This window comes from Acetobacterium bakii (assembly GCF_001263355.1).
Lineage (GTDB): Bacteria > Bacillota > Clostridia > Eubacteriales > Eubacteriaceae > Acetobacterium > Acetobacterium bakii.
Genome location: NZ_LGYO01000017.1, coordinates 58,351 through 80,103 on the forward strand (window position 1 = coordinate 58,351; position 21,753 = coordinate 80,103).

Genomic DNA, 21,753 nt, shown 5'->3' on the forward strand with positions numbered 1-21,753 from the left:
AAGGGAGCGAAGCCATTTGTTGAACGAGGAATTCACCTTCAAATCCTTACAAATCGGATTGGCATCACCTGAAAAGATCAGAGAATGGTCACGTGGAGAAGTTAAAAAACCGGAAACCATTAATTACAGAACCTTAAAACCTGAAAAAGAAGGGTTGTTCTGCGAAAAAATCTTCGGACCACAGAAGGACTGGGAATGTAATTGTGGAAAATACAAACGTATTCGTCACAAGGGCATTGTCTGTGAAAATTGTGGCGTTGAAGTTACCAAAGCTAAAGTACGACGTGAACGGATGGGGCATATTGAATTAGCCTCACCGGTATCACACATTTGGTACTTTAAAGGAATCCCCAGCCGAATGGGACTGATTCTTGAAATGTCACCACGAAACCTCGAAAAGATTATTTATTTTGCGGCCTATGTGGTAACAGATCCGGGGGAAAGTAATTTTGATTACAAACACATTCTCACGGAAACAGAATATAAAGAAGCAAAAAAACAATTCGGCAATAAATTTGCTGCCAGTATTGGGGCAGAAGCCATCCAGGAATTGCTGAAAATGGTTGATCTTGACCAGGAATCAGCGGTTCTAAAAGAAGAACTGAAAGGGAGTTCGGGTCAGAAAAAGATTCGGATTGCCAGACGTTTGGAAGCGGTTGAAGCCTTTAGAAATTCCAATAATCGTCCGGAATGGATGATCATGGAAACTATCCCGGTAATTCCTCCGGAATTACGCCCCATGGTTCAATTGGATGGGGGACGTTTTGCAACATCAGATTTAAATGATCTTTACCGACGGGTTATTAACCGTAACAATCGTCTATTGAAACTTCTTGAGCTTGACGCACCGGATATTATTGTTCAAAATGAAAAACGGATGCTTCAGGAAGCGGTTGATGCGCTTATCGATAATGGCCGTCGCGGCCGTGCCGTAACCGGTCCTGGTAATCGTCCTTTTAAATCCTTGAGTGATATGCTTAAGGGTAAACAAGGTCGTTTCCGCCAAAACCTTTTGGGAAAACGGGTTGACTACTCCGGCCGTTCAGTTATTGTTGTTGGTCCGGATCTTAAAATGTTTCAATGCGGCCTCCCTAAAGAAATGGCCATTGAATTGTTCAAACCTTTTGTTATGAAAGAACTGGTAGGCCGCGGCTTATCACAAAATATTAAAAGCGCTAAAAAAATGGTTGAAAAGTTAGATCCCATGGTTTGGGATGTTCTGGAAGATGTTATCAAAGAACATCCGGTTTTACTAAACCGTGCACCGACTCTTCATCGTCTGGGAATTCAAGCCTTTGAGCCAATTCTCGTTGAAGGTAAAGCAATGAAACTCCATCCATTGGTTTGTACCGCCTACAACGCCGACTTTGATGGGGATCAGATGGCAGTCCATGTGCCCTTATCGGTGGAAGCACAGGCGGAAGCACGTTTCTTAATGCTGGCATCAAATAACATTCTTAAACCACAGGATGGAACGCCAGTTGTTACACCGACTCAGGATATGATTCTGGGAACTTATTATATGACCTTATTTAAGGAAAATGGTATTGGGACCGGAAGTGTCTTCAGAGATTTGGATGAAATGGAAATGGCTTACTTTAATAAAGAGGTTGAGTTGCATTCCCAGGTCAAGGTTCGTATTTACAAGGACATTAATGGAGAAAACATTTCCAGGCTGGTTGAGGGCACCGTTGGACGCTTTATTTTCAATGAAATTATTCCTCAGGACCTGGGCTTCGTCAAACGAGAAACCATTGATGATCTGTTTCTTTTGGAAATCGATGTGCTCGTGAAAAAAACAGTGCTGTCACGTATTATTGAGCATTGTTACAAAAAACATGGTCCAACCGTCACTTCTGAAGTATTGGATGATATCAAACGTCTTGGTTTCACTTTTTCTACCAAAGGCGCTATTACGGTAGGGGTCCACGATATGGTGGTTCCGGGAAACAAGGAAGAAATTCTGGCATTAGCGGATATCAAGATTGCAGACAATCTGACATTGTTTAGGCAGGGCTTTATCAGTGATGAAGAACGATATAACAATGTTGTTGATATTTGGAACAACGCCACGGATGATGTAACGGATGCATTGTTAAACCATTTGGATGATCTCAACCCAATTAATATGATGGCTGATTCCGGTGCTCGTGGGAGCAAGAATCAGATTCGTCAGTTAGCGGGAATGCGTGGTCTGATGGCCAATCCAACCGGGCGAATTATCGAGTTACCGATTCGTTCAAACTTCCGTGAAGGTCTGAATGTACTTGAGTTTTTCTCCTCGACTCATGGGGCTAGAAAAGGTCTTGCCGATACAGCACTGCGAACAGCGGATTCAGGTTATCTGACCAGACGTTTGGTTGATGTCAGCCAGGATGTTATTGTTCGGGAAGATGATTGCGGAACGACTCATGGATATGAAGTTTCTACGATTAATGATCATGGCGAAATTATTGAAACACTGGAAGAACGAATTATTGGCCGGTATGCTTTTGCAGATGTTATTAATCCCAAAACCGGCGAAGTTCTTGTCCATGCCAACGAAATTATCAGCAGTGAAATAACAGAAGCTATTCTTAGATCAGGACTTGAAAAAGTTCTTATCCGTTCAGTCTTTAATTGCCAATCTAAGATTGGTGTTTGCAAAAAATGTTATGGGGTGGATTTAACCACCTGGCGTCCGGTTGAAATTGGAGAAGCCGTTGGAATTATTGCAGCTCAATCCATTGGCGAGCCTGGGACACAGCTGACCATGCGAACCTTCCATACCGGTGGGGTTGCATCAGCCGACGATATTACCCAGGGTCTTCCAAGAATCGAAGAACTTTTCGAAGCAAGAAAACCAAAGGGTCAAGCCATTATTTCCGAGATTACCGGTCGTGTGGAAATCCAGGATACCCAGAAAAAAACCGAAGCAGTTATTACCGGTACCGATGGCGAAGCAAAAGTTTACCTCATTCCTTACGGATCACGCCTGCGTGTCCATACCGGCGACAGTGTAATTGCCGGGGATGAAATTACTGAAGGTTCCATTAATCCCAGTGATATTCTTCGCATTCGCGGGATCGACAGTGTTCAACAGTACCTGCTCCAGGAAGTTCAAAAAGTATACCGCATGCAGGGTGTGCACATCGGGGACAAACATCTTGAGTTAATCGTCCGTCAGATGCTTAGAAAAGTTAAAATCGAAAATGCCGGAGATACAAAGCTTCTGGCCGGAAGTCTGGTAGATATCTTCAATTTTGAAGATGAAAACAGGATCGCCCAGGAAGCGGGATTAGAAAGTGCTACTGCAAGCCGTGAACTCTTAGGAATCACAAAAGCTTCATTGGCCACTGACTCCTTCCTGTCAGCTGCGTCTTTCCAGGAAACAACCCGAGTTCTTACCGATGCTGCTATTAAAGGCAAAGTCGATCCACTCATTGGCCTTAAAGAAAATGTTATTATTGGCCAACTGGTACCAGCCGGTACCGGGGTGAAAATGTATGGCGATATCGAACTGGTTTATGAGCGTGAAGAAGAAGAAGATATATATGAAGCTTTTGAAGCAGTTGATACGACCGAAGAATCTTTAGACATTGTTTTTGATGACGACATCCTGAATGCTTATGTGGAAGAAGAACAGGAAGAAAATGAGGATGCTATTATTGCAGACTTGGATATCTTTGATTTAGACTTCTTGACAAAAGAATAAATCTTGACATTTGTTCCATTTACATGTATAGTAAAAAGGTATGTTTCGTGTAAAATCATAAACAGCAAGGAGTGGAAGCCATATGAATCAATTTGTGGATGTTCCGAAAGTTATTGGAACCAAACAAACCCTTAAAGCTGTGAAAGAAGGCAAAGCACTCAAGGTGTTTTTAGCTGAAGATACAGAAGAATACATCAAAAAAAGCATTATTGATTGTTGCAGTGATCATAACATTACGGTAGAAAAAGTCGAAACCAAAGTTGGTCTCGGTCGAGCCGGTGGCATTGATCGTGGTGCGGCAGTTATTGCTATAGTTAAATAAAAAGAGTTGGGGTTGTCTCAATCGGGATACCCCCAATTCTAATATGAAGCCATTAATGACCTGTTTATTCAGGTTATTGATATATTTTTAAAAGGAGGTGCAGGACTAAATGCCTACCATTAATCAGCTTGTGAAAAAAGGAAGAAAACGCACGGAAGAAAAAACTAAAACTCCAGCGTTGAAAGCAAACCCTCAAAAAAGAGGCGTATGTACAGCAGTTAGAACATCCACACCAAAGAAACCAAACTCAGCTTTAAGAAAAATTGCCAGAGTTCGTCTCGTAAACGGTATGGAAGTTACAGCGTATATCCCAGGCATCGGTCATAACTTACAAGAACATAGTATTGTTCTCGTTAAAGGTGGTCGTGTTAAGGATTTACCAGGGGTTCGTTATAAGATTATCCGTGGCGCGCTCGATACCGCTGGTGTTGACGCACGTAGACAAGCTCGATCCAAATACGGGGCTAAAAAGCCTAAGAAGTAGTAGTGCATAGTGCTGCATATTAAAGCGCTCGTAAAAAAAGTTCGAGACCATATATATGTTAGAGACGCTATACGCACAACAACGTAATGTTGGATGTCGAGTACCGATGAACATAAAATAATGTTGAGGAGGGAAGTAAAGTGCCTAGAAAAGGACCTGTTCCAAAAAGAGATGTTTTGCCTGATCCAATCTACGGGGATATTGTTGTAACCAAATTGGTTAACAATATTATGTTAGATGGGAAAAAAGGTATTGCCCAAAAGATTGTATATGATGCATTTGAAAAAGTTAATGAAAAAACCGGAAAAGACGCCCTGGAAGCGTTTCAAGAAGCTCTGGCTAACATTACACCTGTTTTAGAAGTTAAAGCTCGCCGAGTCGGTGGTGCAACTTATCAGGTGCCAATGGAAATCAGAACAGAAAGAAAACAAGCTTTAGGACTGCGCTGGTTAGTAAATCTTTCCCGTAAGCGATCTGAAAAAACAATGAAGGATCGTTTAGCCGGAGAAATTATGGATGCACTGAATAACAGTGGTGCAGCTGTGAAGAAAAAAGACGATACACACGCAATGGCAGAAGCCAACAAAGCATTCGCACATTATCGTTGGTAGTCTTTTTAAATACAAGAAAAAGAGAGGAACGCATCTGTGTCCAGAGAATATAGTTTAGCAAAAACAAGAAATATAGGTATTATGGCACATATTGATGCAGGAAAAACCACTACCACAGAACGAATCCTGTTTTATTCCGGAAAAATTCACAAAATTGGAGAAACCCATGATGGTGTTTCTCAAATGGACTGGATGGAACAAGAACAGGAACGAGGTATTACAATTACCTCGGCTGCTACAACATGTTTTTGGAATGACAATCGTATTAATATTATTGATACACCAGGACACGTTGATTTTACCGTTGAAGTTGAACGCTCACTGAGAGTTCTCGACGGTGCAGTAGCTGTATTTTGTGCAAAAGGTGGCGTTGAGCCTCAATCAGAAACAGTATGGCGTCAAGCCGATAAATATCATGTTCCAAGAATGGCCTATGTTAATAAAATGGACATTACCGGAGCAGATTATTATAATGTGCTGAAGATGATGGAGGATCGTTTAAGTACGAATCCTGTCCCAATCCAATTACCTATCGGAAAAGAAGGCGACTTCATAGGGATCATTGATCTCCTTATTATGAAAGCCATGATCTATAAAGATGAATTAGGCGAAGATATTGATATCATTGATATTCCCGAAGACATGCTTGAACTGGCTAAAGAATATCATGAAAAATTGATTGAATCTATTTCAGACTATGATGAAGACATCATGGAAAAATTCCTCGATGGTGAAGAAATTCCCCTTGATCAATTAAAAGCAGCAATCCGTTTGGCAACACTGCATGTGGATATTATCCCTGTTGTTTGCGGTTCTTCGTATAAAAACAAGGGTGTTCAGCTTGTTCTGGATGCTGTTGTTGATTATATGCCGTCCCCATTGGATGTTCCTGCAATTATGGGAATTAATCCAAATACTGAAAAAGAAGAAGAGCGACATCCAAGTGATGATGAACCATTCTCAGCATTGGCATTCAAAATCATGACAGATCCATTTGTAGGTAAGCTTGCTTTTTTCCGAGTTTACTCAGGAACCATTAATTCCGGTTCTTATATTTACAACTCTTCCAAAGATAAACGAGAACGTCTTGGACGTATTCTCCAAATGCATGCTAATCACCGTGAAGAAATATCAACGGTTTATACCGGAGATATTGCCGCTGCGGTTGGATTAAAAGATACTTCCACAGGAGATACTCTTTGTGTGGATACAGCACCAATTATTCTTGAATCCATGGTATTCCCGGAACCGGTAATCCATGTCGCCATTGAACCAAAAACAAAGGCTGGTCAGGAAAAAATGAGTATTGCTTTACAGAAGCTTGGAGAAGAAGATCCAACCTTTAGAACACGTACTGATGAAGAAACGGGACAAACAATCATTTCAGGAATGGGTGAACTTCACCTTGACATCATTGTTGACCGTATGATGCGTGAATTTAAAGTTGAAGCTAATGTTGGGCCACCTCAGGTTGCTTACAAAGAATCTATTACTAAAGCAGTTGATGCCGAAGGTAAATTTGCACGTCAGTCCGGTGGTCGTGGTCAATATGGTCATTGTTTGATTCATATGGAACCTGTTGAACCTGGTACCGGATATATCTTTGAAAACAAGACCGTTGGGGGTTCAATTCCTAAGGAGTTCATTAACCCAATTAATCAAGGGATCGAAGAAGCAATGCGTAACGGTGTACTAGCCGGATATCCAGTATTGGATCTTAAAGTTATTGTCTATGATGGATCTTTCCATGATGTGGATTCATCAGAAATGGCATTTAAGATTGCCGGATCTATGGCATTTAAAAATGGGATGAGAAAAGCAGACCCAGTTATACTTGAACCTGTTTTCTCTCTCGAAGTTGTTATTCCGGAAGAATACATGGGCGACGTTATGGGTGATATCAGCTCCAGACGTGGTCGTATCGAAGGAATGGAAATGCGCGCAGGCGCTCAAATTATTAAAGGAACTGTGCCATTATCAGAAATGTTTGGCTATGCGACTACTTTGAGAAGTAAAACTCAGGGTCGTGGTGTTTATACGATGCAGTTCTCACATTATGAAGCAGTACCTAAATATGTTTCGGAAGAAATTATTGAAGGTCGAAAATAAGTGCGAAGCACTATAGTAAATTTTTTTTAAGGAGAAGAGCAAATGGGAAAAGCAAAATTCGAAAGAAATAAACCACATGTTAATGTTGGAACAATTGGTCATGTCGATCATGGCAAAACTACTTTAACCGCGGCAATCACATCTGTTTTACACACACGTTACGGAACAGGTTCGGCAGTAGCCTTCGAAAACATCGATAAGGCTCCAGAAGAAAGAGAACGTGGGATCACTATTTCAACTGCTCATGTTGAATATGAAACTCCTGCTCGTCACTACGCTCACGTTGACTGCCCGGGCCATGCGGATTATGTTAAGAACATGATCACCGGCGCTGCTCAAATGGATGGCGCGATCTTAGTTGTAAGCGCAGCTGATGGTCCAATGCCACAGACAAGAGAACATATTCTTCTCAGCCGTCAGGTAGGGGTTCCCTATATCATCGTGTTCCTGAACAAAGTGGACATGGTCGATGACGAAGAATTATTAGAACTCGTTGAAATGGAAGTTCGCGAACTGCTTGACGAATATGACTTCCCCGGCGACGATACACCAATCATTTCCGGATCTGCTTTAAAAGCATTAGCAGAACCTGAAGGCCCTTGGGGCGATAAAATTTTAGAACTGATGACAGCTGTTGACGAATGGATCCCTGATCCAGTACGTGATACTGACAAACCGTTTCTGATGCCAATCGAAGATGTTTTCTCAATCACCGGACGTGGAACCGTAGCAACGGGCCGTATCGAACGTGGGATTGTCAAAGTCGGAGAAGAAGTTGAAATCGTTGGGATTCACCCAAACCGTAAAACTATTGTAACCGGCGTAGAAATGTTCCGTAAACTGCTTGATGAAGGCCGTTCCGGAGATAACGTTGGGGCACTGCTGCGTGGTGTTGAAAGATCACAAATCGAACGTGGTCAGGTTTTAGCTAAACCAGGTTCCATTAAACCACATACGCATTACATGTCAGAAGTATACGTATTAACTAAAGAAGAAGGCGGACGTCATACACCATTCTTTGACGGTTACCGACCACAGTTCTACTTTAGAACTACCGATGTAACTGGTGTCATCAAATTACCAGAAGGCGTCGAAATGGTAATGCCAGGGGATAACGTGCAAATGGAAATCACCCTGATTACACCAATCGCCATTGAAGAAGGCTTACGTTTCGCTATTCGTGAAGGCGGTCGAACGGTTGGGTCTGGAGTAGTAGCTAAGATTATTGCTGATTAAAGCTGAGTCCAATTTTTGATAAAAAAATTGGTAGCGAATAGGAGCGTTAGCGGACGAGTGATCACGAAGCTCATGCAGATTTTGAAAGAAATATTCAAAATGAATATAAAATTCTAAGAAATCTGAACTCCTATAAATTAGATAGAAAAATAATTTCAAACCGTTCCTCTTAGAGGGACGGTTTTTTATGGTATAATGGATCAAATACTTTGATGGAGGAAAAAAGCATGAAAAAATATGTTTGTATCAGCATTCATGACAAGGTGGAGGCAAGTGGGAATGATTATAATAAGGGCTTTCGCAAATGTAAATCAGAAGAACTTGCCCAGGAAATTGAGGAAGCCTGTATTGCCTACGATGAACAGGGTTATGATGTTTTATCCATTCTTCCCATTGTTCAGGGCCAGCATATAATGGTATCTAATGATGGTGGTTGGGCAAACAGCGTAACTGAAGGTGTGATTATTACTTTCAAAGAAAAATAAATTTAAAATAAAAAAGGTCTTTTCAGGGAATTAATTCCTGAAAAGACCTTTTTATACGAGCAGTTTAATATCGGAAAAATCATGTTCGCGATTAAAAAGAAGGGCTTCATAACTAACCTTATAAATAGCCTTTTGTGGGATACCAAGACAACGAGCCGTGTTGGAAATAATTAAAATTGAGAAATCTTCCACAGGCATTTTTATATTGTCTTCACAAAAGCTTCGGGTGAGTTCCCGACGAGCTCCAAAATCCGCGATGAGTATGGCATCAAATTCTATCGGACGAATTCGCAGATTATAATCTTTAACAAAATTGTGATAGATTTGACTGATCTGTCCTTGCAGGAAAGGGTATAATGAATCATTTTTGGAAATCTCAAAATAAAAGTTTTTAACGAGCGGATCGGTAAGTAGGTATTGATACCAAACCATGGTTAAATAAAAGTGCTTTTCAAAAGAATTAATGGGTTTATAACCAATCAACTTATTGAGAAGTAAGTCATTGATTGAGGTTAGATAGTCCTCAAAAATCCGAGAAATAAATGTATCTTTTGTGGCAAAATGATAGGTCATTGAGCCTAGTGTGGTACCGGAATGATCAGCAATCTGTTGGATGGTGGTGGCATTATATCCTTTATTATAAAAGAGCTCTTTAGCACTTTTATAAATACGCTCTTTTGTTTGGTCACCTTTCGTCAATTTTCGCATTTGAAATCTCCTTAAAAAATACTAGTCTGCTACAAGTTTAGCATTAAACAGTAAAAGAAACAAGAAAAAAGCGAATTCGTAAAAAAGAAATTTATTGGCATTTACTGAAAAAACAGTAAAAGATGTCTAAATTATTAAAAACCCTTGACAGGATCGTTGCAAAGGGTTACTATACAAGTAGTCTTTAGTAATATTATTAAAATGACAGAATTAGAATTTGCCAGGGAAAATAGCCGGATATTTTGCTTAGGTAGAAACAAAAATTTTTAGGAGGCTCTTTTATGGAAAAAAAACCCTTAAGTTCAGGGCTTAAGAAATTCTTTGGTGTTGGGGATCTTGGTTTTACTTTGATGTCGAATGTTGAAGTATTTTATTTTGCATATTTTTTAACAAACATTGCAAAATTTGATTTGGCAACAACTGCAATAATTATGACTTTAACAAGTACAGTAGATATGGTACTATCACCTTTCTATGGTGGATTTATTGATGCTCTTAAACCAATGAAATGGGGAAAATACAGATCGTGGTTGTTAGTAATACCACCTATTGTAGTGGTTCTCTATACAATGATGTTTACGGTTATTGGTACGGGAATAGTACCAATTGTCATTATTTGTATAGCTTTCATTACTTCACACATTGCATGGAACTTCTCGTATGTTGCTAATATAGCATTAATACCTACAATTTCGTCGACACCTGAAGATCGAACACAATTATCCGCAACACGTGGCGCTTATGCCAATATTGGGAAAATTATTTTCTCAGCAATGGGATTGACCACTATTTTATGGGTTGGCGGAGCAGTTGGTAATCCAGTACTCGGATTCACAATTTCGGCATTCGCAATGGCTTGTATTTACTGGTTAGGCTATTTCATTCACTTCAAACTAACGAGTGGATATGAAGTAACACAGGAAGAAGCAGCTGCAAACACTAATGTGGCTCAGAAAGAAAAAATTTCTGTTGCAGATATGTTTAGATCATTGGTTCAGAACCCACATTTGTTAGTGTTACTTTTAGCAGATGTAGCCCGTTGGACAGTTAACTTTGTCTGTGCAGGGTCGGCGGTATACTTCTTTACCTATGTAGCAAACAATGTCGCAATGTTTAGCGTTTACTTGTTGGTTGCAAATATTATGGCGGTTATTGGCTCATATTCAAGTAAATATGTCGCCGCGAAATTGTCAACAAGAACAGCGGCACTGATTGGCTGTTACGGTTTAGGAATATTTTTAATCGGCTGTCAATTCGTTGTTTCTAACATAATACTTGTTCTAATAGTCCTTTCATGTGCGCAGTTCTTCTTAGGATTCCTGTATGCATTGATGGTTGCATTATACGGTGATGCATCGATTTACAGTGAATGGAAAACAGGGAAAGCAGCATCAAGCTGGGTTATGGGATTATCGAATTTGCCATTAAAACTAGCTATCTTCGTCAAAGGGCTAATTATTCCGGCAATGCTGGCTTCAGTAGGCTTCGTTGCAAAAATGGACCCAGCTACTGCCACACCAGAATTAAAAGCGGGTATTACGACTTTATTCTGTACAATTCCAGGTTGCACGGTTCTTGCAGGTGCGATTCTATTAACATTTGGATACCGATTAACGACAGAAAAAATGGTACAATATCAGGCTGAAATAGATGCAAGAAAACAGTAACAGAAGAATTTAAAATTTAGAGATCAATAACTCAATTAATAAATAAGAAGCCTTTTCAGAGTCTGGAATTGGCTTCTTATTTATTTGAAATAAAGTTATTTAACATATAATTCCTAAGATAAATAATGAATAAAAACAGATCATAAAAAGAATCACAGCTTCAACGTTTTTTGTTGCTCTGGATACAACCTATTTTCAATGATGATGGTGATGATTGGGTCCTGCTCCTTTAAAATCTCGAATCAGTACAAGTTTACGAGCTTCCACTTGCTTAATTGCATCATGGATCGTCATTCCATCTCCTTTAAAACGGGTAATTCCTACATCCGCAATCAGATAGAAGGCTTTTTCTTCAATTGCTCCGGTAATTACTGCTTCACAATCCTCGTTTTTAATGATAGTGGCTATTTCAATTCCCTGCAGATCTTTTTCAAAATCATTTTCATATTCGCTGATAGATCCATCTTTCGTTTCATAAATCAATAGAAACGGACTTTTTTCAAATTCCCCAAAAACTCTATCTTCCATGGTTTTTCCAGCGGCTGTAATTGCTATTTTCATTATAACTCCTTCTAAATAAACTTACTTCTATTCTACACTTTTCCTTTAGCAGCTTCAAGGATTTCCTTAAAACATCTGAAAGTACTGAAAATTGTAAGTAATGGAAAGATGTCCCTGTTTCTAGACCCTTCACAAATCAGCTTGTTCAAATTAATTGAAATATGGTTTGACATTTTCTTTAGGTTAGTTTATTATTGTTATATCGACCGACGGTCGATAAAGCGAGGTACGATATGAAAGCTATCAAAGAAGGTGAAGTTCGGAAACGTGAGATATTGGAGGTTTCACGGGAATTATTCGTTAAGAAAGGTTATGATCATACATCGGTGAATGATATTTTAAAAATTGTGGATATTGCCAAAGGTACCTTTTACTATTATTTTGCATCAAAGGAAGAAGTATTGGAAGCAATTATTATTGACATTGTTGAAGAAGGAGCAAAGAGAGCAGAGGTGATTCTAAAGGATCGATCCATTCCTCTGGTGAATCGTATTATGCTGGCAATCATGGCACAGACTCCTGAGTTTGAAGGCGTGGATCAGATAAAGGAAGAAATGCATAAGGTTGAGAATACAAAGCTTGAACAGTTATATTTAAAGGCAATGCTTAAACGGATGACGCCGCTTTTAAGAGAACCTGTTTCAGAAGGTATGGAGCAAGATATTTTTCATATGGAGTATCCAACGGAATGCATCGAATCTATTTTGCTGTTGGGCCATATGCTGTTCGATTGTGATATTTTTGAATGGGAAATGGACGAGTATCCTAAAAAGATACAGGCATTTTTATGTAATATCGAGAGAATGATGGGAACAAATGAGGGCGAACTGAATAGCTTTTTACAGATGTTTGGACAGCTGCCATAGATGGCGGGACATCTGTAAGACTATTTTTTTACGCTTGTACCGACCGATGGTCGATATAAGAAAAAAAATAATAATTTACAGTGATTGGTATGAATATTGGATAAAGATCATTAAAGTTTAGGGAGGATAACAATGAATCCAGGGCATGAAATACAGAACACAAAAATACAGAATAAGGGAATAAAGAAGTTTATGATATTGGCCGCCGGCCAGTTGATATCAAGTATTGGCAGCGGATTAACGGATTTCGGTTTGGCTATTTATGTGCTGGCCTTGACAGGATCTGTTGCAGCTACAGCCATTGTCAGCATTTGCGCCTTTCTGCCATCCATTCTTTTGGCGCCGGTGGGAGGGGTTTTGGCAGATCGTTATGACAGACGATTAATGATGATTCTGGGGGAATTGTTTTCCGGTCTGGCCTTAATCGGAATCGTTGTTTCCAGATTGAAAAGTGTCAAAATGTTGGAAGAGGGGGATTTAAGTAAGAATGATACTATTGTTGCATCTTGTCCGGAAGGACTTTAAAAGAAATCGGGTGATCACAACTGCACTGGCGGTATTTTTGATCCTTTCGGCCCTTTTGATGGCAACCGGCCTAAGGGTGGCAGGGACGATGAACTCCTCATTGAAGGGGCTAGATGAACTGGCTGTGCCTCCGGAATACCTGCAAATGCATAAGGGCACCTATGATGAGGAAGCCTTTGATAACTTTGTGGCAACTCATGAGTATATCGAGGATTCGCTAATCGTCAAGATGCTTGATATAAATAATAAAAATATAATTTATCAGGGCGAAACCCTGGAAAAGTGTTTGATGGATAATGGTTTTGTTGTTCAGAACGAAGGATTTGATTATCTCCTTAATATGAACAATGAAGTGGCGGTTGTTGCGGATGGGGAAATCGGGGTTCCTGTTTATTATGCCGAGGAACTTGGTATTCAGGTCGGCGATGTCATTACATTACATAAAGATGATTACAGTAAGGAACTGAGGGTATCAACCATCATTCGCGACGCATCAATGAATGTGGCTCTGGCATCTTCAAAGCGTTTTTTAGTCAGTCCGGCAGATCTTGATGAAATAAGCCGCCATATGGGTGAAAATGAATATTCTTTTGAATTCCTATTAAAAGATGGTTCATCAACGGCAGCTTTACAGAAGGATTACATGGATGCAAACATGCCTGCCAAAGGTGTTGCCATTACTGGCAGTCTTCTGACGATGATGAATGCTTTTTCCTATGGCCTGGTAGCATTTATCATCATCGCCATCAGTATTCTTTTAATCCTGGTGTCACTCCTGTGTTTATCTTATATTATTCAAGCCACCATGGCAGACGAGAATGTTACCATCGGAGAAATGAAAGCCATTGGATTGACCGGAAAAACAATAGTGAAGTTATATCAGATGAAATATATCATACTTGTGCTGATTGCAGGAGTGATTGGTTATCTGGGAGCTATCCCCTTTGGAGATTTCTTTTCATCCGCGGTTGTTATGTACTGTGGATATGGGACGGTTGAATGGATGCGATGGGTATTTCCTTTAATCGGTGTTATTTTGCTGGGCCTGATTGTCATGCTCGGATGCCGCAGAATCATTCGCAAGAATCTGAAAAGGTCGGTTGTCGAACTGATGCGCGGGGAGGAGCAGATCAAGAAAGAGGGACATTATACTTTACCTTCAGCAGGATTGAAATACCCCAACCTGACGATGGCATTCGGTGAATTAAAATGCAGATGGAAGGAATATTTGGTTGTATTTCTCGTCTTTGTATTTTCATCATTTTTGATTCTGCTTCCCATGAATATGAAGAATACCATTGAAAATCCATCTTTCATTACCTATATGGGTATCGGAGAATCCGATATTCGCGTTGATATTCAGTACAGCGACAAACTAACAGCACAAAAAGATGCCGCTTTAGCCTCGCTGGAGAATGATTCTGAAATCACCAAATATGCAATTTATGAAAATGGTTACGTACAATCTCAGAATGCGGTTGGGGAATGGGAATACCTTCGCGTAGAAAGTGGTGATGAAGCTGTTTTCCCATTGGAGTATCTGAGCGGAAGCGCGCCGAGTGACAGTAAAGAAATGGCCCTTTCTTATATGAATGCGACTGAATTGGGAAAAGAAGTTGGCGATTCGATGACGGTGGTCTATCAGGGAGAAGAACTGACCTTTACCGTCTGCGGTATTTATCAGGATATTACCTACGGTGGCAAGACTGCCAAAGCAGCCATTGATTTTGCCGAAAATGATGTGGAAGTCTATATCATTTATGTTGATGTGCACGACGGTGTTGCCATTGAGAAAAAAACGGATGGACTCCGGAGTATACTGCCGGATAGTAAAGTAACGCCAGTCAGCGAATTCATTGCCCAGACACTGGGCGGAATTACGGATAGTATGAGCCTGGTAGAAGCTGCGGCCATCATCATTTCATTGCTGTTAATCATGCTGGTTACCGTGATGTTCTTGCAGCTGATCACAGCCAGAGAACACAGTGCCATCGCCATTAAAAAAGCCATTGGTTTTTCAAATCGGGACATCCGAATACAGTTTGGTATACGAATTCTGGTGATTCAATTCCTGGCAATCATTGTCGGAACGGTGCTGGCGAATTCTTTAGGTGAGATGATTTTCGGCTGGATGCTTTCGGCCATGGGGGCATCAAAAATAATGTTATTGGTTGAACCGGTGACGGCCTATCTGCTTTGCCCGGCGGCCCAGCTGCTGACAGTCTTTATCACGGTGATTGTAGGAACCAAAGTTGTCAGAAACTATCATATCAGAGATCAAATAAGGGAATAGGGAGTTAAGCCATGATAAAAATTGAACAGATCAGTAAGTCATTTAAAGCGACACAGGTACTGAAGGATATTTCTTTTGAAATCACAAAAGGAGATTTCACTGCGGTTATGGGACCTTCCGGTTCCGGTAAGTCAACACTTCTCTACAGCATCAGCGGCATGGATAGCATCAATGAAGGCAGGGTATTGTTTGAAGAAAACAATATATCCGCGATGCCGGAGAAAGAATTATCCGGATTTAGGCTGAACAAAATGGGCTTTGTGTTTCAGAATGCACAAATGTTAAAGAATCTTTCCATTTTTGATAATATTATACTACCCGGTCTTGTGGCTAAAAAAGAATCGGCCCAGGCTATCAGGAAACATGCATCGGAATTAATGAAGCGGATGGGCATTGAAGGCATTGAAGAGCGCGATATCCGGGAAGTCTCCGGCGGACAGTTGCAACGGGCTTCCATATGCCGGGCCATGATTAATCATCCTGATATTCTGTTTTTGGATGAACCCACCGGCGCGCTGAACTCAGTTGCTGCGGATCAGGTGTTTGCAATTCTAAAAGATTTGAATCAGGAGGGAACGACCATCATGACCGTTACTCATGATACTAGGGTCGCTGCCAAAGCAAGGAAAGTAATCTATATCAGAGATGGACAGATTGCCGGCTATAAGGAATTCGCGGTAAGGGCAGACCGTTCCAGTGAACTGGATGAATGGTTAAAAGGATTTCAATCAAAGGCCTAACATAAATATTCATCTAAACTCACTTGTTGTTACTATATCATAATCAAAAGAAAGATTATTCAATTGACAAAGCCCATAAAAAATGATAAATTAAGCAAGTGCTCAATAACTGAGAGGTGAAGGATGAAGCAAGCTGAAAAGGGAATAAGGCGAAAAAATCAAATTGCAACTATTGCACTGGATCAATTTATCCAGAAAGGTTACTATGGAACATCGACACGAGAAATTTCTAAAATTGCAGAAATTAGTTCGGGATTGATGTTTCATTATTTTAAAAACAAGCAGGATTTATTTCATTATCTGGTTCAAATTGGAACTGAAAAAATGAAATTTAATCATGAAATGGCTCTTGATCAACCAAAGAATTATTTGCAAAATGTAGCGAAGTATATTTTTGGGCAGTTACAAGAAAACGAATTCTTTGCGAAAATGTTTATCTTTATAGATACCGCCCAACATACAGTTGGAATCCCAGATGAGACAAAAACGTTGCTGCAAGACAATGACGTGATCAGGCAATGTACACCGATTTTTATAAAAGGTCAACAAACTGGTGAGTTTAGAAGCGGAAATGCCCATGCTATGTGTGTAGCTTTTTTTGGAACAATCCAAGGAGTTGCTCAGGAAAAGGTCCGAATGCCTGAAACGCCCATGCCTGAAGTTGAATGGTTGATGGACATGATCGTCGGAGAAAGGAAGGTGAAATAATGGATGAAATTTTAAAAAGAAGAATAGAAATTTTTATATTAGTGGTCATTGGTTGCGGGTGGTTTGGAAAAGTTGTTGATAATTTATTGTCCAACCAACCGGATCAGTCACTGGGTTCGCTTGTATGGCTAATTTCTCCCTTTATAGTATCTCTTATTTTGGCATGGAGGAGTCCAGTCAAAAACATTGGATTCAGGCCAAATTTTTCAGGAAATGGCAAATGGTATCTGCTGTCATTGGTGCTATTTCCGTTATTTGCGGCAATTAGCATCGGTTTAGAAATGAGTTTGGGGATTATTTCAGTGACTTCTTTTAAAGATTCTCTTATTCTCCAGACACTGGCAGGATGGTTTGTTTTTAATTTTTTTCGATCAATTCTTGAAGAAACGGCATGGAGAGGTTTTTTACAGGAACGACTCATTAAGATCAATGCCAAAGGCTGGACGATCTATTCCATAACAGCAATTGTTTGGTGGTTGTGGCATATTCCTTACTATTTATTTTTCTATGATGGTGTTGCCATGGATATGATTGTTTCATCTTTTTTTGTACTGGCAAGTTTTAATGTGCTTTTTATGGAATTATATGCGATAACGCGTACAATCTGGCCCTGTGTATTGCTGCATGCAACAACAAATGCCATCCAGTATACGGTAGTGGAAAATCCATGGCTTATTGATCAATATTGGGGTTTTTGGTTTTCACCATCCCTAAGTGTCATGATTTGTCTGTTCTGTGTGATTATTGGAATCGCAATTCGCAAAGTTCGCATCGAGAAACTTCAAAAAAATCATGTGTTGGAGTAGAAAATCTGTCATAAATGTTTAAGTGCATCTGAATGGAAATGCTTTTAATCGCTAATGGGTCACTCAATTAATATTCAGTTAATGTTGTTAATGGATTAATGAAACAAACCTTCGGTATGATTGACTAATCATTCATACAGGAGGTTTTTTTATGAAAAAATGGAAGAGGATGCTTGGGTTTATAATGACGGTGGTTTTAATGGGATCTGTTTTATTCCCGATTTCGGCCAGTGCAGCAGCAATTGAAGAGGGTGGAATCAGCGTACCCTCCGGCATTGAGTATTCGGAGTTGGAAGGGGAAATCACAGAGTTTATTAATCAGAGAAAAAGCGGGATGGCTTCTGTATCCCTGGCGGTGTTTGATAAAGACGAAACACTGTATGCTGTAAATGAGGGGTATGCGGATATCGATTTGGCAGTCAAAGCAGATGAAAATACGGTATACGAATGGGGCTCGGTATCCAAATTGCTGGTATGGGTCAGCGTGATGCAGCTGGAAGAACAGGGATTAATTGATCTAAATGCGGATATCAGAAATTATCTCCCGGACGGTTTTTTGACAAAGCTTACCTACGATACCCCAATTACCATGACCCATCTGATGAATCATACCGCCGGATTTCAGGAAACAACCTACGATATTGAGGTGACAGATCTTTCAAAACTGGTGGGGCTTGAAAAAGCTCTGGAGCAAAGTGAACCGGCGCAGATCTATGAACCGGGAACCGTGTGCGCTTACTCCAATTGGGGGGCATCCCTGGCGGCCTATATGGTGGAAACAGTCAGCGGCGAAGATTTCTGCGACTATGTCCATGGGCATATTTTTGAGCCCCTGGGACTCAAACACACATCCCTTGCTCCGGACTGTTCAGATAATGGGTGGGTTAAAGAACAACGGCAGCGGTTGAATTGCTACAGTATCTATGATAATCAGTATCAAGATTTAGGGAAGTCCTTTGCCTATATTTTATTGTATCCGAGTGGGGCAGCGACGGGAACATTGGGGGATTTCCAGACGTTTGCAAAAGCGTTTGTATCCGGTGATGGGCAGTGCCCGTTTTTTAAGGAAAAAGACACAATAAAGCGGATGCTTAAAGCAACATCTTTTTATGGAGGGTCAGAGCTTAAACGCAATGCCCACGGTTTATGGACCCTCCAGTATGGGGTTGATATTATGGGGCATAGTGGGAACACTGCCGGGTGTACAGCATCCTTGTTTTTTGATCCCGTATGCGGGGTTGGGGTTGTGGTGATGACCAATGAATTAGGGGAGACTGCGTTTAATTACGGACTTTTATCGCTAATATTTGGGGCATATGAAAATAAGGAAGCGGTGATTAAGAATTCCCCGGATCAAAGTGGGATCTATACTTCCATGAGGACTTTCAACAAAGGATTTACCCGCGTCTATAAGTATATGGGATCCTTACTCCCTTTATCTAAAACCGAAGATTCGACTGTTTTTAAACCTGCCATTGGACAGGGAACGCTGACCCAGGTAACCGATCAAATGTACTGGATGGACAATGAAAATGGTTGGGAATATTTAATGTATCGCACCGAAGGTGATGACGGCAGCATCCGATTTGAGATGATGTCACAGGATATCGAAAAAGAAAACAGCATCGCCTTCGGTCGGAAAATAATGCTATTATTTTTGATGCTTTTTTCATGGCTGGCAGCGGGGGTATTTCTGATTGTGCTGTTAAGCAGATGGATAATCTTTAAAACTCAAAAAAGATCGGGTCTGGGAGCTTGGAATAAGCGGCTTAATGTCATCAAAATTGTGATGCTTTCGGCAATTCTGATTGAAGGTGTCTTGATCTATTATCTCGTATTGCTTCCGTTGGATGGGGGAAGTGTTACCCTGAATGCCACTGCCTGGAAATGTGTGTTGCTTGGAATTTTATCCATATTACCCATTGCTAATTTAGGCATAATGATAAAAAAGGGCAAAAATTTCAAGGGAACGGCAAAAGAAAGACGAAACAGTGTTATCATTGAAGCAATGGGGCTGCTGATGTCGATAAATATATGGTACTGGCAGTTTTATAATTTCTGGTCATGTTAAAAGCAGTGCGAATCAAGAGAAAAATGGATAACGAGGTGGAATAATAATGAAAAATATTTTAATTGCGGATGATGAAAAGGATATTGTAAAACTGTTGCGTTTATACCTGGAAAATGATGATACTAAAGTATTCGAAGCCTATGATGGTGAAATGGTCTACCAGATTCTTAAGAACAATGTCATTGACCTGGCTTTATTGGATATTATGATGCCGAAAATAAACGGATTTGAACTGACAAAAAAAATAAGGAAAGAATGGGGTATCCCGGTGATGATTATTTCGGCAAAAGTTGACATTTCTGACAAAATTCTTGGCCTTGACCTTGGCGCCGATGATTATATTACCAAACCATTTGATCCCCTGGAGGTGGCGGCCAGGGTCAGAGCCCGATTCAGAGAGAACCATGGAACCCAGAGTTCTAGCAGCGAAAATATAATGCTGACGGTACGGGAGATGACCCTGAGTCTTGCCGAGTGTATACTATATAAAGAAAACCAGGCGATCAGCCTGACTGCTGTTGAATTGAAGCTGATGCGTTTATTAATGGAGCATCCCGGACGGGTATTTACAAAAGAACAGATTTATGAGGCCGGATGGGACGAAGCCTATGCCGTTGACGATAATACCATCCGTGTTGCCATCAGTAAACTGCGGGATAAAATTGGGGCAGATAATATTCGAACCATCCGTGGGTTGGGTTATCGATTGGAGAAGTAGATGAAACAATTAAAAAAAAGTATTATTCGGTATTTTATCCTGTTTGCTTTGCTCTTATCTCTGGCAAAGTCGCTGCTTGATGGTGGGTTTGACTGGATAATGGAAGGAATAACGGATGAAGCGGTGGCAGTATCGGCAATTCTGGTTTACCTTCTGATTAGTATCCTGTGTTTTTTACTAATCAGCATCTGGTATACTTGGATCATCAATAAGAAAATTCTGGCCGAAACTAATCGCCAGCTGAATGAACGCAATATGCTCTATGCCAATATTGTCCATGATCTGAAGACTCCGATGACATTGATTATGGGGTTTTCTCAGGCGCTGAAAGAGGGCAGGATAACCGATGCGGATAAAGAAGACACCGTGGAGACCATTTATAATAAGACGAAAAAAGCAAATGAATTACTGGATCTTTTGTTTCAATATACCAAACTCAGTACCGATGAGTATCAGATGTATCTGGAAAAAACCGATATTTGCAGACTGGTGAGGGAATCGGTTGCCATGAATTATGAGGTATTTGAGGAAAAACAGCTGAAAATTGAAATTGATATCCCCGATTATCCCATGATCCGGGAAGTGGATCATCTGGAATTAGCAAGAGCAATTAATAATTTGCTCATCAACGCTCACCAGCATAACAGAAATGGATCCCGGGTATTGGTGAAAATCATTGAGATGGGTCAGAAAATTAAGATTGTTGTTGCCGATAATGGAGAGGCGATTGATCAGGAACTGGCAGTCAGGATATTTGAACCTTTTATCTGCGCAGATGAATCCAGAAATTCAAAAGACGGCAGCGGACTGGGGCTGGCTATTGCAAAAAAAATCGTGGAAAAACATCAGGGGAGATTGTTTATTGACGACGGAATAAGCGGTTACACGAAAGGTTTTATAATCGAATTTTAGAGTTTAGGCGGTGGCCGGAGAAAACCTGGGAACCTGTGAAATATAAGAGATTTAAAAAAGCAAACCCGGTAATATCGCGTTTTCTCAGACTGTAGATAAAATAGAAAAGTAAGTCCTGTGGATAATCGTAACATCAGTTGTCGGCATCATGGCGAACAGGCATAGGTCCGATCATGCAGCCGACAACGATTTACCATTGTCCCCAGGACGGGTTTATCGACAAAAAAAGAAAACGCG

The 21,753-nt window shown here is 40.4% G+C and carries 19 protein-coding genes; 17 read left to right on the forward strand and 2 right to left on the reverse strand.

Features of this window, described 5'->3' with window-relative positions; all coding sequences use genetic code 11:
- The first annotated feature begins 19 nt into the window (after positions 1-19).
- The 7 genes from rpoC to AKG39_RS07670 all read left to right on the forward strand — a co-directional run bounded on the left by rpoC (position 20) and on the right by AKG39_RS07670 (position 8,941).
- On the forward strand, positions 20-3,694 hold the full coding sequence (gene rpoC / locus AKG39_RS07640; protein ID WP_169782059.1) for a DNA-directed RNA polymerase subunit beta': 3,675 nt from the start codon (positions 20-22) through the stop codon (positions 3,692-3,694).
- 82 nt (positions 3,695-3,776) lie between these two features.
- Entirely contained in the window at positions 3,777-4,016 is a 240-nt protein-coding gene (locus AKG39_RS07645) for a L7Ae/L30e/S12e/Gadd45 family ribosomal protein (protein WP_050739793.1), read from the forward strand.
- Positions 4,017-4,125: 109 nt separating this feature from the next.
- The gene (gene rpsL, locus AKG39_RS07650) at positions 4,126-4,500 is read left to right on the forward strand and encodes a 30S ribosomal protein S12 (RefSeq protein ID WP_050739794.1); all 375 of its coding nucleotides are present in this window, start codon (positions 4,126-4,128) and stop codon (positions 4,498-4,500) included.
- A gap of 140 nt (positions 4,501-4,640) precedes the next feature.
- A complete protein-coding gene (gene rpsG / locus AKG39_RS07655; protein WP_050739795.1) occupies positions 4,641-5,111 on the forward strand; it encodes a 30S ribosomal protein S7 in 471 nt (156 codons plus the stop codon).
- Between the two features lie 36 nt (positions 5,112-5,147).
- Positions 5,148-7,220, forward strand: coding sequence for an elongation factor G (gene fusA / locus AKG39_RS07660; RefSeq protein ID WP_050739796.1), 2,073 nt, complete (start codon positions 5,148-5,150; stop codon positions 7,218-7,220).
- 42 nt (positions 7,221-7,262) lie between these two features.
- Positions 7,263-8,456, forward strand: coding sequence for an elongation factor Tu (tuf, locus tag AKG39_RS07665; RefSeq protein WP_050739797.1), 1,194 nt, complete (start codon positions 7,263-7,265; stop codon positions 8,454-8,456).
- Positions 8,457-8,683: 227 nt separating this feature from the next.
- Entirely contained in the window at positions 8,684-8,941 is a 258-nt protein-coding gene (locus tag AKG39_RS07670; protein ID WP_050739798.1) for a hypothetical protein, read from the forward strand.
- Between the two features lie 51 nt (positions 8,942-8,992).
- Here AKG39_RS07670 and AKG39_RS07675 read toward each other — a convergent pair whose 3' ends face one another.
- Positions 8,993-9,649, reverse strand: a complete 657-nt coding sequence (locus AKG39_RS07675) for a TetR/AcrR family transcriptional regulator (RefSeq protein ID WP_050739799.1) — start codon at positions 9,647-9,649, stop codon at positions 8,993-8,995.
- A 281-nt stretch (positions 9,650-9,930) separates the two neighbouring features.
- On the opposite strand from AKG39_RS07675, the gene AKG39_RS07680 reads away from it, so the two are divergent.
- On the forward strand, positions 9,931-11,316 hold the full coding sequence (locus tag AKG39_RS07680) for an MFS transporter (RefSeq protein WP_050739800.1): 1,386 nt from the start codon (positions 9,931-9,933) through the stop codon (positions 11,314-11,316).
- 195 nt (positions 11,317-11,511) lie between these two features.
- On the opposite strand, the gene AKG39_RS07685 is transcribed toward AKG39_RS07680, so the two are convergent.
- Positions 11,512-11,877, reverse strand: coding sequence for a NifB/NifX family molybdenum-iron cluster-binding protein (locus AKG39_RS07685; protein WP_050739801.1), 366 nt, complete (start codon positions 11,875-11,877; stop codon positions 11,512-11,514).
- A gap of 233 nt (positions 11,878-12,110) precedes the next feature.
- On the opposite strand from AKG39_RS07685, the gene AKG39_RS07690 reads away from it, so the two are divergent.
- From AKG39_RS07690 to AKG39_RS07730, 9 genes are all read left to right on the forward strand, one after another.
- Positions 12,111-12,743: a TetR/AcrR family transcriptional regulator gene (locus AKG39_RS07690; RefSeq protein WP_050739802.1), complete on the forward strand. Its 633-nt coding sequence runs from the start codon at positions 12,111-12,113 to the stop codon at positions 12,741-12,743.
- A 132-nt stretch (positions 12,744-12,875) separates the two neighbouring features.
- A complete protein-coding gene (locus AKG39_RS07695; RefSeq protein ID WP_050739803.1) occupies positions 12,876-13,268 on the forward strand; it encodes an MFS transporter in 393 nt (130 codons plus the stop codon).
- Positions 13,231-15,561 carry an FtsX-like permease family protein gene (locus AKG39_RS07700; protein WP_050739804.1) on the forward strand — a complete coding sequence of 777 codons (2,331 nt, stop codon included), beginning with the start codon at positions 13,231-13,233 and terminating at the stop codon, positions 15,559-15,561. Before AKG39_RS07695 ends, AKG39_RS07700 begins: the two co-directional genes overlap by 38 nt.
- Positions 15,562-15,572: 11 nt before the next feature.
- Positions 15,573-16,301, forward strand: a complete 729-nt coding sequence (locus AKG39_RS07705) for an ABC transporter ATP-binding protein (protein ID WP_050739805.1) — start codon at positions 15,573-15,575, stop codon at positions 16,299-16,301.
- Between the two features lie 123 nt (positions 16,302-16,424).
- A complete protein-coding gene (locus AKG39_RS07710; RefSeq protein ID WP_050739806.1) occupies positions 16,425-17,009 on the forward strand; it encodes a TetR/AcrR family transcriptional regulator in 585 nt (194 codons plus the stop codon).
- The gene (locus AKG39_RS07715; protein WP_050739807.1) at positions 17,009-17,815 is read left to right on the forward strand and encodes a CPBP family intramembrane glutamic endopeptidase; all 807 of its coding nucleotides are present in this window, start codon (positions 17,009-17,011) and stop codon (positions 17,813-17,815) included. The genes AKG39_RS07710 and AKG39_RS07715 overlap by 1 nt, the downstream gene beginning before the upstream one ends.
- Positions 17,816-17,966: 151 nt before the next feature.
- Positions 17,967-19,886, forward strand: a complete 1,920-nt coding sequence (locus tag AKG39_RS07720) for a serine hydrolase domain-containing protein (RefSeq protein WP_050739808.1) — start codon at positions 17,967-17,969, stop codon at positions 19,884-19,886.
- A gap of 46 nt (positions 19,887-19,932) precedes the next feature.
- Positions 19,933-20,604: a response regulator transcription factor gene (locus AKG39_RS07725; RefSeq protein ID WP_050739809.1), complete on the forward strand. Its 672-nt coding sequence runs from the start codon at positions 19,933-19,935 to the stop codon at positions 20,602-20,604.
- Positions 20,605-21,516, forward strand: a complete 912-nt coding sequence (locus AKG39_RS07730; RefSeq protein ID WP_050739810.1) for a sensor histidine kinase — start codon at positions 20,605-20,607, stop codon at positions 21,514-21,516.
- The last annotated feature ends 237 nt before the right edge of the window (positions 21,517-21,753 follow it).